This is a genomic window from Acidisoma sp., from assembly GCF_965199065.1.
Taxonomy (GTDB): domain Bacteria; phylum Pseudomonadota; class Alphaproteobacteria; order Acetobacterales; family Acetobacteraceae; genus Acidisoma.
Window position 1 is genome coordinate 603354 of the sequence record NZ_CBDAQN010000003.1, and the last position, 12415, is coordinate 615768.

Annotated in this window: 9 protein-coding genes; 7 read left to right on the top strand and 2 right to left on the bottom strand. The window is 66.0% G+C overall.

Going from position 1 to position 12415, the window contains the following annotated elements; genetic code table 11:
• The first annotated feature begins 73 nt into the window (after positions 1–73).
• Both ACOEQ1_RS10985 and ACOEQ1_RS10990 read left to right on the top strand, forming a co-directional pair.
• Positions 74–1705, top strand: coding sequence for a CTP synthase (locus tag ACOEQ1_RS10985; RefSeq protein WP_419759288.1), 1632 nt, complete (start codon positions 74–76; stop codon positions 1703–1705).
• A 76-nt stretch (positions 1706–1781) separates the two neighbouring features.
• Complete coding sequence (locus tag ACOEQ1_RS10990; RefSeq protein ID WP_419759289.1) at positions 1782–3254, top strand: amidase; 1473 nt, start codon at positions 1782–1784, stop codon at positions 3252–3254.
• Here ACOEQ1_RS10990 and ACOEQ1_RS10995 read toward each other — a convergent pair.
• On the bottom strand, positions 3149–3628 hold the full coding sequence (locus ACOEQ1_RS10995) for a hypothetical protein (RefSeq protein WP_419759290.1): 480 nt from the start codon (positions 3626–3628) through the stop codon (positions 3149–3151). The genes ACOEQ1_RS10990 and ACOEQ1_RS10995 overlap by 106 nt on opposite strands.
• Before the next feature lie 181 nt (positions 3629–3809).
• Here ACOEQ1_RS10995 and ACOEQ1_RS11000 point away from each other — a divergent pair, with 181 nt between their 5' ends.
• The 3 genes from ACOEQ1_RS11000 (at position 3810) to ACOEQ1_RS11010 (ending at position 8192) form a co-directional block, all read left to right on the top strand.
• Positions 3810–6317 (top strand): GcvT family protein, encoded by a 2508-nt coding sequence (locus ACOEQ1_RS11000; RefSeq protein ID WP_419759291.1) that lies wholly within the window; start codon positions 3810–3812, stop codon positions 6315–6317.
• 14 nt (positions 6318–6331) lie between these two features.
• Positions 6332–7009 (top strand): SIMPL domain-containing protein, encoded by a 678-nt coding sequence (locus ACOEQ1_RS11005; protein ID WP_419759292.1) that lies wholly within the window; start codon positions 6332–6334, stop codon positions 7007–7009.
• A 166-nt stretch (positions 7010–7175) separates the two neighbouring features.
• On the top strand, positions 7176–8192 hold the full coding sequence (locus ACOEQ1_RS11010) for a fatty acid desaturase family protein (RefSeq protein WP_419759293.1): 1017 nt from the start codon (positions 7176–7178) through the stop codon (positions 8190–8192).
• A 48-nt stretch (positions 8193–8240) separates the two neighbouring features.
• Here ACOEQ1_RS11010 and ACOEQ1_RS11015 read toward each other — a convergent pair whose 3' ends face one another.
• Positions 8241–9938, bottom strand: a complete 1698-nt coding sequence (locus ACOEQ1_RS11015; RefSeq protein ID WP_419759294.1) for a thiamine pyrophosphate-binding protein — start codon at positions 9936–9938, stop codon at positions 8241–8243.
• 79 nt (positions 9939–10017) lie between these two features.
• Between ACOEQ1_RS11015 and ACOEQ1_RS11020 the strand changes: the two genes are divergently transcribed.
• Positions 10018–10908 (top strand): sulfotransferase family protein, encoded by an 891-nt coding sequence (locus tag ACOEQ1_RS11020; RefSeq protein WP_419759295.1) that lies wholly within the window; start codon positions 10018–10020, stop codon positions 10906–10908.
• A 19-nt stretch (positions 10909–10927) separates the two neighbouring features.
• Positions 10928–12394, top strand: a complete 1467-nt coding sequence (locus ACOEQ1_RS11025) for a diguanylate cyclase domain-containing protein (protein ID WP_419759296.1) — start codon at positions 10928–10930, stop codon at positions 12392–12394.
• Positions 12395–12415 lie beyond the last annotated feature (21 nt).

Here is a 12415-nt window from a genome sequence, read left to right on the forward strand (position 1 = left end):
ACCCTTTGCCGACCAGCCAAATCACCTGTTCGGGGTTCCCCCGGACGGGCATGACCCTGTATGAGGAACGCCCATGACGCGATTCATCTTCGTGACGGGCGGCGTGGTGTCCTCTCTGGGCAAAGGAATCGCCGCCGCCGCGCTGGGCGCGCTGCTCCAGGCCCGCGGCTACTCCGTGCGACTCCGCAAGCTCGATCCCTACCTCAATGTCGATCCGGGGACGATGAGCCCCTATCAGCACGGCGAGGTCTTCGTGACCGACGACGGCGCCGAAACCGACCTCGACCTCGGCCACTACGAGCGCTTCACCGGCGTCCATGCGACGAAGGCCGACAACGCGACCACCGGGCGCATCTACTCCGAGGTCATCGCCCGCGAGCGCCGCGGCGACTATCTCGGCGGCACCGTCCAGGTCATTCCGCACATCACCGACGCCATCAAGGACATGGTGCTCAACCAGACCGAGGGGCTCGACTTTGTCCTCATCGAGATCGGCGGCACGGTCGGCGACATCGAGAGCCTGCCGTTCCTCGAGGCCATCCGTCAGCTTGGCAACGAACTGACGCCTGCCCGCTCGATGTTCGTGCACCTCACTCTGGTGCCCTACATCGCTTCGGCCGGCGAGTTGAAGACCAAGCCGACCCAGCATTCGGTCAAGGAGCTGCTCAACGTCGGCATCCAGCCGCAGATGCTGCTCTGCCGCTGCGACCGCCCCATCCCCGAGAACGAGCGCCGCAAGATCGCGCTGTTCTGCAACGTCCGCCCCGAGGCAGTCATTCCCGCGCTCGACGTGGACAGCATCTATGCGGTGCCCGCGCGCTACCACGCCGAGGGCATGGACCGCGAGGTGCTGCGCCATTTCGGGCTGCCGACCGAGCCCGAACCCGACATGCGGCGCTGGGACCGGATCATGTCCGCCATCCGCCAGCCCGAGGGCGAGGTGCGGGTCGCAGTGGTCGGCAAATACACCAACCTGCTCGACAGCTATAAGTCGCTGGCCGAGGCGCTGGCCCATGGCGGCATCAGCCACCGCGTACGGGTGCGGCTGGAATGGGTGGATGCCCAGGTCTTCGAGCAACCGGATACGGTGCAGAGGCTCGAGAATGTGGATGGCATTCTGGTCCCCGGCGGCTTCGGCGAGCGTGGCAGCGAGGGCAAGATCGAAGCCGTCCGTTTCGCCCGCGAGCGCCGCCTGCCCTTCTTCGGCATCTGCTTCGGCATGCAGATGGCGGTGATCGAGGCGGCGCGGAACCTCGCCGGGCTGCCGCTGGCCTCCTCGACCGAGTTCGGCCCCTGCGAGACGCCGGTCGTCGGCCTGCTCACGGAGTGGGCGCAGGGCAACGAACTGGTGCGCCGGGAAGCCGGCGGCGATCTCGGCGGCACGATGCGGCTCGGCGCCTATCCGGCGAGCCTCACCGCCGGGTCCCTTGTCCGCGAGGTATACGGCGGCGCGCCATCCATCGAGGAGCGCCACCGCCACCGCTACGAGGTCAACATCCATTACCGGGAGGCGCTGGAGCGGACCGGGTTGCGCTTCTCGGGTTTGTCGCCGGACGGCATTCTGCCGGAGATCATCGAATACCCCGACCATCCGTGGTTCATCGGCGTTCAGTATCATCCGGAGCTGAAGTCGAAGCCGTTCGAGCCTCACCCGCTGTTTCGCGGCTTCATCGGCGCCTGCGTGCGCCAGGCGCGACTGGTGTAGGAACCATTTCCAAAAAAGGGCGCGAGTTCTTTTCTGGAAAAAAGAACCGAGAAACTTTCGTCTATGGAACCGCGCCTTGACCGATCTGACACTGCTTCCGGCTGTTGACCTCGCAAGACTGATCGCAAGCAGGAAGCTCTCTTGCGTTGACGTAATGACGGGGTTTCTTGATCGCATCGACGCGATCAATCCGGCGGTGAACGCCATCGTATCGCGGGTCGAGCGCCCCACCCTGCTCGCCCAGGCAGAAGAGTATGACCAGGGCGAGCCCCGCGGGCCGCTGCACGGCCTGCCCTTCGCAGTCAAGGATGTGGAGGCGGTCGCCGGCCTGCCGACAACCATGGGCTCGCCGCTGCTCCGCAATCAGATCGCGAGCGCAGACTCCATCATGGTCAGCCGGCTGCGAGCGGCGGGCGCGATCTTCATCGGCAAGACGAACGTGCCGGAGTTCGGTTTCGGTTCCCATACCTACAATACGGTCTTCGGCACCACGCTGAACGCCTACGACCAGAGCCGCACGGCAGGCGGCAGCAGCGGTGGCGCGGCAGTGGCGCTCGCAACCCGAATGGTGCCGCTCGCCGACGGCTCGGATCATGCCGGCAGCTTGCGTAACCCGGCGGCCTTCAACAATGTCTTCGGTTTCCGCCCGAGCTTTGGCCGTGTGCCGGCGGAGGCGGCGGATGTCTTCGCCGCCTCCCTCACCGTGGCCGGACCCATGGCACGAAGCGTCGAGGACCTCGCACTGCTGCTCTCGGTGCAGGCGGGGCCCGATCCGCGCGCGCCGCTCTCGATCCGGCAGACGGCGGCGAGCATAACCGCGCCGCTGGACGCGCCGGTCGCGGGCCGGCGCATCGGCTGGCTCGGCGACCTCGGCGGCTATCTGGCCGTGGAGCCCGGCATCCTGCCGCTCTGCGAAAGCGCCCTCGATGTCTTCGAGCTGCTGGGCGCCACCATCGAGCCGGTCGCTATCGGGTTTCCGATGGGCGAGCTGTGGGAGGCCTGGACGACGCTACGCAGCTGGGGTGTCGCCGCCAATCTCGGTGAGGCCTATGCCGATCCGGCGCGGCGGGATCTGCTCAAGCCCGAGGCGCAGTGGGAGATCGCGCGCGGGCTGGACATTTCCGGCTCGGCGATATCGGCGGCCCTGGCCGTGCGGACGCGATGGTATCTGCACATGCTGGGGTTGTTCGAGCGCTACGACCATCTCGTGCTGCCGACGGCGCAGGTCTTTCCCTTTCCGGCAGAGCTGCATTGGCCCCGGACGATCGCGGGGCGAGCGATGGACACCTACCATCGCTGGATGGAGGTGGTGATCCCCGCCACCATGGCGCAGCTGCCTGCGCTGAACGTGCCGGTGGGGTTCGGGTCAGCTGGCCTGCCGATGGGAATGCAGATCATCGGCCGTCCGCAGGGTGAGTTGAGCTGCCTGCAGATCGGCCACGCCTATGACCTGGCAACGCGCTGGCCCGAGCGCGTGCCACCGGCTCTCATGATGGCGATGGCGCCGATGATGACGATGGCATCCTCGACCAGGCCGGTTGGAGTCTGACCGTAGCGCGGCATGAACGCTTTCCGGGTGCACCAGCCGAAATAGGAGGCCGCGACCGCCGTCGTGCCCCCGACCGCCGCGCCAAGCCAGCGCCGTGACGATGGCGCAAGTGCCGCACCTGCGATGGCCGAGGTGACGAAGCGCGCGGCGAGCCCGATGGGGATGATGCGATCGGGCGCCGTCTTCATCTTGTCCCCCGCCAGTTCGGCGGCCGCGAGGCCCAATGTGGCCCAGGCGACAAGTGGATGGGCGATGATCCGCGGCGCACCACTATCGGTGGAAAGGCCGCCCAGCGACGACGCGACCGAGACCGTCGCCAGCGGCGTCATCGAGCGCTGACCGCCGACCAGGCCCATCAGGAACGATGCGAGCATGTCTTTTCCTTTGAACTGTTCTTTGGGGCTACCGCACGTCCGGCTCGATTTCCATCAGCTTGACCGACACGTTCTCGACAGCGGCGCAAACCTTCAAATTCCCCGGCGAAAAGCTTCTGTTGCGCGGCCGTGCCCACTCCCTATCCTGCGGCGCTGATACCACCAGCCCGAAGGTAGCCTCATGAAGACCCAGGCGCGCGTTGTCGTCATCGGCGGAGGCGCGGTTGGCGTCGGCACGCTCTACCACCTCGCGAAGAAGGGTTGGAGCGACGTCGTCCTCATCGAACGGCGCGAGCTGACTTCCGGCTCCACCTGGCACGCCGCGGGCCTGCTGCCGCTGTTCAACCTGAGCTACTCGGTCGGCCAGCTGCACAAATACTCGGTCAACCTCTACAAGTCGCTGGAAGAGGAAACCGGGCTCAATGCCGGGCTCAGCAACGTCTCCAACATCCGGCTCGCCCGCACACAGGACCGGATGGACGAATACAAGTATTACGCCGGCATCGCGCGCACCATCGGCGTCTCGGTCGAGTTCCTGACGCCCATCGAGGTGAAGGAAATCTGGCCGCTGATGGAAACGCACGGCATCATCGGCGCCATCCAGCACCGCGAGGACGGCTACATCCAGCCCGCCGACCTCACCCAGGCGATGGCGCGTGGCGCGCGCAACCGAGGCGCCGAGATATACCGCAACACCACCGTCACCGCGATCAGCCAGAAACCCAACGGCGAATGGCTCGTCACCACCGACCGCGGCGAGATCACCTGCGAACACGTTGTGTCCGCCACAGGCAACTTCGCGCGCAAGACCGGCGAGATGGTCGGCCTCGACATTCCCGTGATCCCGGTCGAGCACCAGTATATCGTGACGGAACAGCACCCGCTCATCATGGAGCGGCGCGCCCGCGGCCTGCCCGAGATGGGTGTGCTGCGCGAAGCCGACAGCTCCTGGTATATGCGCGAGGAAGCGGGTGGGCTGCTGCTCGGACCTTACGAGGTCGGCGCGCCCTGTTGCTATGTCGACGGTCCCTCGCCCCAGTCCGAATACGAGCTGTTCCAGGAAGATCTCGACCGTCTGGCGCCCTATATCGAGACCGCCATCGAGCGCGTCCCCGCGTTTGGCGAAGTCGGCGTCAAGAAGGTCTATAACGGGGCCATCGCCTATACGCCCGATGGCAGCCCCATCGTCGGGCCAGCGTGGAACCTCAAGAATTTCTGGCTCAATGAGGGCCATAGCTTCGGCATCACCGCCGCCGGGGGCGCGGGGTGGCAGCTCGCCGAATGGATCGTCGAGGGCGAGCCGTCCGTCGACATGATGGGCGTCGATCCGCGCCGCTTCGGCCCCTATGCCGGGCGCGGCTACCTGCGGCAGAAGACCGAGGAAGCCTATGCCAAGGTCTTCTCCGTCCACTACCCGGAGGAAGAACGCGGCGCCGCGCGCGGGCTCAAGCGCTCGCCCTGCTACGACCGCATGGCCGCCAAAGGTGCCGTGTTCGGCACCGTCTATGGCTGGGAGCGTCCGGGCTGGTTCGCGCCCGCTGACTATGCGCTGACCGAGGCCGACCTCGCCAAAACCGATGTTCTGCTCAATGAGAACCATGCGGAGCCGGACGCGAAGGGTGTCATCCGCGAGAAGTGGAGCTTCCGCCGCTCCAACGCCTTCCCGCATGTCGGGGCGGAATGCCGCCATGTGCACGAGAAGGTCGGCCTGCTCGACATGAGCGCCTTCGCGAAGTTCGAGGTCTCGGGGCCGGGGGCCGCCGCATGGCTCGATAGCATCCTGACGAACAAGACGCCGAAGCCCGGGCGGGTGTCGCTGTCCTACCTTCTGACCAAGCGCGGCGGCGTGCGGTCGGAGTTCACCGTCTTCGGCATGGGGCCGAACCGCTTCTACCTCGTCTCTGCGGGCGCGCTGGAACGGCACGACCGCGACTACCTCATGAAGCTGCTGCCGACTGACGGCAGCGTCACCTTCGAGACGGTGACGACGCAATACGGCGTCTTCGTGCTGGCGGGACCGCGGTCGCGGGACCTGCTGGCGAAGCTCACCGAGACGGATCTCTCCAACGCCAGCTTCCCCTGGCTCACCGGCAAGATGCTTTCGGTCGGTGCCGCAACGGCGCTCGCCATGCGCGTGAACTACGTCGGCGAGTTGGGCTGGGAGTTGCACCACCCGATCGAGATGCAGAACTACCTGTTCGACCTGCTGTTCGAGGCCGGAGCCGAATTCGACCTCAAGCCCTTCGGCATCAAGGCGATGGACAGCCTGCGGCTGGAGAAATCCTACAAGATCATCCCGCGCGAGATGTCGATCGAGTATTGCGCGTACGAGTCTGGCCTCGACCGCTTCATCTCGTTGAAGAAGGGCGAGTTCCTCGGCCGCGACGCGGCGCTGACCTGGCGCGACGATGGCCTCGCGAATGCCTTCGTGACGCTCGAGGTACAGGACGTGACAGACGCAGACGCGAGGGGATCGGAGCCGATCTATATCGCCAACGACCTCGTTGGGCGGACAACCTCAGGCGGGTTCGGCTGGCGCACGGGCAAGTCCCTCGCACTTGCCATGGTGCGGCCGGATCTGGCGGTCATCGGCCAGCCGCTGGAGGTGACGATCCTTGGCGAGCGGCACCGTGCGGTGGTGATCGCGGACAGTCCCTTCGACCCGGCGAACAAAGCCCTCAAGAGCTGAGGGAAAGCGGCGTCATGAGACGTGCCGCCGTGATCGCGCTGCTGGCGTTTGCAGCGGTTCCGGCGGCGCACGCCGGCACCATCCTGCACCTCACCGTGACTGCCTCCGTCTCCGCCATGCCGGATGAGTTGGTGGCGCAACTTACCGCGAATGCGGACGCGCAGACGGCTGGCGCCGCGCAAGCACAGGTGAACAAGATGGTGCAAACGGCCCTCGGCGCCGCGAAAGGCCCTTCGGCCGTCACCGCCAGCACCGCGCAGTATTCCGTCTGGCATGAGACGGACCCCAAGGATGTCTGGCATGCGAGCCAAGGCGTCGGTTTGCGCTCCACGGACGGCGGGATCTTGCTGACGCTCGTCGGCACGTTGCAACAGGAGGGGCTGGCGGTCGGTGACCTCGGCTGGCAGCTTTCGCCCGCCACCACCGAGAAAAGCTACGAGCAGGCGATGGGTCACGCCGTTGATCTGCTGACCCGGCGTGCGACGACGGTGGCCCGCCTGCTCCACCTCACTCTGCAAGGCTTCCAAAGCGTCACGGTCGGCGAAGACGCGGGGCCGCCAGTGCGCCCCCTCGGGCAATCACGCATGATGACGATGGCGGCGACCGCGGCCCCGCCGCCGAGCGCGCAGGCGGATGCGGTGACGGTCTCCGCCACTGTCTCCGGGGATGCCAGACTGGTGCAAGCGCCGTGACTCGGCTCATGCCGTAGCTCGCCGACTACCGTCAATGATAGCGAATGAGCGTCTTCTACGTATTATTACGAGGTGGTGATTGATCCGGAAGCGGTGCATAAGCGCCAGCGCTGCGAAATGATTTATGCGGCCTGGCTCAGGACGGATCACCGCTGGAGCGAACTGCTTGACGCCGACATCTTCGCATCGCTCGATGCCGGAGCCGTCTCAACTGGGGAGCCTGAGGACCTATCAGGCGCCTCTATGGGGACAGGCCTCGTGGCAGACCGCATCCACGTTCCTGCTCTACATCGCGGCTCTGACCGCATCGTATGAGAGTCTGCGTATTTCCGTGTGGCTGACGCTGGTCCTTGCACTGCCGGTCAGCGGGCTGATCGTGCGGATTTTCATGCTGCAGCACGATTGCGGCCACGGTTCCCTGTTTCCATCGAAGCGGATAAACGGCTTGGTGGGTCTGGCGTGCAGCCTGGTCACTTTGACGCCCTTCGCATATTGGAGACGGCTTCATGCGCGGCACCACGGAAGCTGGAACAACCTCGATACGCGCGGCGTTCCTGCCGACTTCTTCTCCGACTGTCTGACGGTTTCCGAATACGCCGATCTTGGACGTGTCCGGCGATGGCTGTATCGCGCCACGCATCATCCGGCGCTGATGCATTTCTTGTTGCCGCCCGTGGTTTTCATTCTTCTATATCGCATCCCGTTCGATACGCCCGCGATTTGTCGCCGCGAGCGGTTGAGCGTCGCTACTCTGGATTTGGCGCTCGTCGCGGTCGCAGGTCTGCTCATTTATCTTTTCGGCATCAAGGCTGTTCTGCTCGTGAACGCGCCACCCCTGTGCCTCGCCGCCATCATAGGCATCTGGCTGTTTTCGGTTCAGCACCGGTTCGAGGACGCATTATGGTCATCCGGCGAGGATTGGAGTAGCAGCGAGGCGTCGCTGCACGGAGCATCCCATTTGAAGCTCCCGGCTGTTCTCCAGTGGTTCAGCGGCAACATCGGGCTGCATCATATTCACCACCTGCGCCCAGGCATCCCGAACTACCGTTTGCAGGCTTGCCAGGACGGTTGTCCCGAGGTCACCGGCATGGCGCACACCCTCAGCCTGCGCGATGCTTTCCGGGCGCCGTCATTCGCCCTGTGGGACGAGAACCTGCGCCGGATGGTCGATTTTCCTCGGTAGCCTTGGCAGTCGTCCGCGTTTCCTGCCCCGGCCACCCGGATGTGCGCCTCATTCCACGCCGATGATGACCTCGACCAGATTGGCCTGCCCCGAGGCGATGCCCGCTTCGATCGCGGCCGCCACATCGCCCGCGCGCTCCACCCGTCGCGCCGGCAACCCCATCGACTGCGCCATCAGCACGTAATCGATCGCGGGCTCCGCGATGTCCATCGCGATGTAGCGGTTGCTCCGCGTCGACAGGTAGTTCGCCTGCCCCTTCATGAAATTCTTCAGCACGTTGTATTCGCGGTTGTTCATGACGACGAACGTCACCGGAAGCTTCTCATGCGCCGCGGTCCACATCGCCTGCGGGGAGTAGAGCGCGGCGCCGTCACCGACCAGCGACACCACCGGCTGCCGCCCCAGTCCCAGCGAACAGCCCACCGCCGCCCCCATTCCCCAACCGAGCGCGCCGCCTCGGAGGAAGGAATATTGCGTCGCGGACTGGCTGTTGAGGAACCCACGCAGGTGCAATGCCGTCGCGATCGCCTCGTCCACGATGTGGATATCGGGTCCGATCGCGCGCGCCGCTTCCCGCGCGGCGACGAAGGGCGTGATCACGGGAGCCGGCCATTCCCGCTCGGCCCGCGCCTCGCGCTCCGCCCGGTTGCGCGTCCGGTCCAGCGCCGCCTGGGAGAGCAGCGCCGCGTACGCGTCGGCGCGCGGGGCGGTGGCCGCTGCCAGGAACGGCATCAGCGCGCGGAGCGACGCCTGGATGTCTCCCACCACCGAAAGCTGCGTCGAGTAGGTGCGGCCGAGATCGCGCACATCCGTCGACATCTGGTAGACCGCGCAACTTGCGGGAATGATCGGACCCGCCGAGTAAAGGATGGTGATGAGCGACTTGCCGCCCAGCGCGAAGATCGCGTCGTACTGCGTCAGCTTGTCGTAAATCTCGCGGCCCTTGTTCGGCATGTTGCCCGCCCAGAGCGGGTGCGCGGTCGGGAACGGCAATCTGGACGGCCAGGACGACCCATAGACCGGCGCGCCGAGCATCTCGGCGACGCGCGCAACCTCTGCCGCCGCTTCCGCGCCATAGACCTCGTCGCCGGCGATGATGAGCAGCCGCCCCGGCTCGATCGCGGCCAGCCGCGTGGCCAACTCGTCGAGCGAACCCGCAACCGTCCGCCGGTCGATCCTCGAGGGGTCGGCGATGGCAACGGTGCTCATCTCCTCCATCACATCCATCGGCAGCGAGAGGAACACCGGCCCGGCCGGCGCTGCGTTCGCATCATGGAAGGCGCGGCGGACGAGGATCGGCAGTTGGTCGGCGTGCGCCACCTCCTGCGCCCACTTCACCGCCGGGCGCGCAATCTGGATGAGGTCACCGAACAGCAGCGGATCGGTGATGGTGTGGCGGCTGTCCTGCTGGCCAGCGGTCACCACCAGCGGCGTCTGCGATGCCTGGGCGTTGAGGAGATTGCCCATGCCGTGGCCGAGGCCTCCCGCCGTATGCAGGTTGAGGAAGCCCGGCCGCCGCGCCGCCTGCGCGTAGCCGTCTGCCATGGCGACGGCGCTCGCCTCCTGCAGCGCCCAGATGTACTGGATGTCCCGCTCGCCGATCAACGCGTCCATCAGCGGCAACTCCGTCGTGCCCGGATTGCCGAAGATGTATTCGACCCCCTCGCTGCGCAGAATCTCCAGAAGCACGTCGGCGCCCCGGCGCGACCGCGGGCTGTCGATCGCGGTAATCGGACTTTGCGTCATCGGCCGAGCTCCTCATGAGATATCTTGCATTCGTTCCGGAATCGTAGCAATCTGGCCCGATGATCCGGCTAACCTACCGATGACAACAAGCCGCGGTCGCATCGTCCTGATCATGGGCATGCATCGAAGCGGCACCTCCATGCTCGCGCGGCTGCTTGCCGCGGAAGGCTTGCCGCTCGGCGTCACCCTGCTCAATCGCGGGCGCCGAGACAACGTTCATGGTTACTGGGAACAGGCTGAGATCGTCCACATCCATGAGGCCTTGCTCGATGGGTTCGACCGGACGTGGCACGGGCCGAACGGGCGGCGTGCCCTCCCCGAAGGCTGGCTTGCCAGCGGCGACACGCACATGGCGAAGCGGCGGCTGATGGCGATCGTGAAGCGGGAGATCACCGAGGCCGACGGGCTGTGGGGCTTCAAAGACCCGCGCACCCTCTGCTTCCTGCCATTGTGGCGGGAGATCATTGCGGAACTTTCGCTCGACCCCGTGTTCATCCTGGCGGCTCGGGCACCCGCCGCCGTTGCCGCCTCCCTCATGCGGCGGAACCGCTTGCGGCGCGACAGCGCGGAGGCGATGTGGGCGGCGAACACGATCACTGTCCTCGGGCAGGTTGGCGACGAACTGGCGGCGGTCATCGACTACGACGACTGGTTCACGAGGCCCGACGCCATCGCGGGCCACCTCCGCGAGGTGCTGGGACTACCGCGGGCACGGGCGCCGGGACTGGTACCGCCGATCGCCGCACTGATCGACCCAAATCTGCGCCATCACCAAGGCGCCCTTGGCGGGGCACGCCCGGCGTTCGAGGCGCTGCACGCGGCTCTCGTCTCCGCAGCGCCGCAGGCCCCGCGACAGCAGGATCTCGCAACCGCAATCAGGGCGGCGAAATCTGCCCTAAATGATGCCTGTCCATATGATTATCGCATCCAAAGCCCATTTACTGCTGTAAGCCTTTTGGGTGACCAATAGATCATATAGATGATGGCGCATGGATAATAGCTCAGTAGCACAGGCTAGTGTCGGCATCAGGCGTTCGGCGCCGCCCGATTTCATCACTGGCCGCGACATTCGCGACAGGCTGCGCGAGGGCTTCGGGACCGAAGTGGTTGCGCTACGGCACCGCCTGACGTTTCTCGGCTTCGCTGCCGCTTTGTGCGTGATCTTCGCGATCACCTACATCCACGCCGACGCTTTGATGACGCCGCTGCCTGCCTTCATCCCGAGCTACATCACCTCGGTGATCGTGACCGAGCTGATAACGGCCTACCTGCTGTTCGTTCATACGCCTCTGTCGCGCCGCTTCGACCTCCTCTGGGTCGCCGGCGCCTACCTGTTCAGCAGCGCCATGGCGTGCGGGCAGTTGATTGTTCTGCCGGGCGCGCTTTCCCTGTCCGGGCTGTTCCGCGCGGGTCCACAGGGCTCCGTATGGATTTGGATTTTCTGGCATAGCGGCTTCCCGGCCATGGTCATGGCGGCCATGGCCGTGAGCTGGCGGCAGAGACAGGGCGCCACCGGCCTTGCGAGGCCGAGGACCGCGCATTGTGTCGCAATGGCGGCACTGGTGCTGGGCCTGGCGGCAATCCTGGTTGTCCTCGTCGCCTGGTTCCACGCGGACCTTCCCGTCCTCGTCAGCGGCGTCAGCTATGGCGGTCTCACGCACTCGATCGCCGGGCACGTCGTCATCGCGCTGAACCTCGCCGCCCTCGTCGTCGTGCTTCGGGTGACCCGCGGGCGAACCGTGCTCGACCTCGGCATCGCCCTCGCGGTGCTCGCCTCGACGCTCGACGCGGCCCTGACCCTGAAGGCCGGCATCCGGTTTTCAATCGGCTGGTACATCGCCCGCGCGATCTCCGTCGTCACCGCCGTCACGGTGCTCATCGTCTTTCTGCGCGAGGTCACACTGCTTTACGCCCGTGTCCTCCGCCTGAACGAGAGGCTGGCTGAACAGGCCGCGATCGACGCGACCACGGAGCTGTTCAACCGGCGCCACTTCAACCGGCAGCTCCATCTCACGCTGCGGGACGCGGCGCGGCGGAATGAAGCCACCGCCCTGCTGCTCATCGACATCGACCACTTCAAGCTGTTCAACGACCGCTACGGCCATCTGGCAGGGGACGAATGCCTGCATCAGGTGGCGCAGGCGATCGTCGGCGCGATCCGCCGCCCGCGCGACACCGCCGCGCGTTATGGCGGCGAAGAGTTCGCCGTGATCCTGCCGTCGACGAGCCTGGACGGCGCGCGGCATATCGCCCAGCGCGTGCTTGCGGGCATCCGTGCCCTCAGTCTCGACCATGCGGCAAGCCCGACGACCTCGATCGTCAGCGTGAGCATCGGCGTGGGCCTCGCCAAGCCGGGCATGCGGTCCGATGAGCTGATCCGGGAGTCGGACGACGCCCTCTACGCCGCCAAGCGCGAAGGTCGGGACAGGGTGGAGGCCCTAACTGTGGAGGCCTGATTACCTGATAAGCTGTTGCGT

Bases quoted from the DNA above. Each gene is read 5' to 3' on its own strand.
- ACOEQ1_RS10985 (WP_419759288.1), top strand. From the start codon at position 74: ATGACGCGATTCATCTTCGTGACGGGCGGCGTGGTGTCCTCTCTGGGC.
- ACOEQ1_RS10995 (WP_419759290.1), bottom strand. From the start codon at position 3,628: ATGCTCGCATCGTTCCTGATGGGCCTGGTCGGCGGTCAGCGCTCGATG.
- ACOEQ1_RS11000 (WP_419759291.1), top strand. From the start codon at position 3,810: ATGAAGACCCAGGCGCGCGTTGTCGTCATCGGCGGAGGCGCGGTTGGC.
- ACOEQ1_RS11005 (WP_419759292.1), top strand. From the start codon at position 6,332: ATGAGACGTGCCGCCGTGATCGCGCTGCTGGCGTTTGCAGCGGTTCCG.
- ACOEQ1_RS11015 (WP_419759294.1), bottom strand. From the start codon at position 9,938: ATGACGCAAAGTCCGATTACCGCGATCGACAGCCCGCGGTCGCGCCGG.
- ACOEQ1_RS11020 (WP_419759295.1), top strand. From the start codon at position 10,018: ATGACAACAAGCCGCGGTCGCATCGTCCTGATCATGGGCATGCATCGA.
- ACOEQ1_RS11025 (WP_419759296.1), top strand. From the start codon at position 10,928: ATGGATAATAGCTCAGTAGCACAGGCTAGTGTCGGCATCAGGCGTTCG.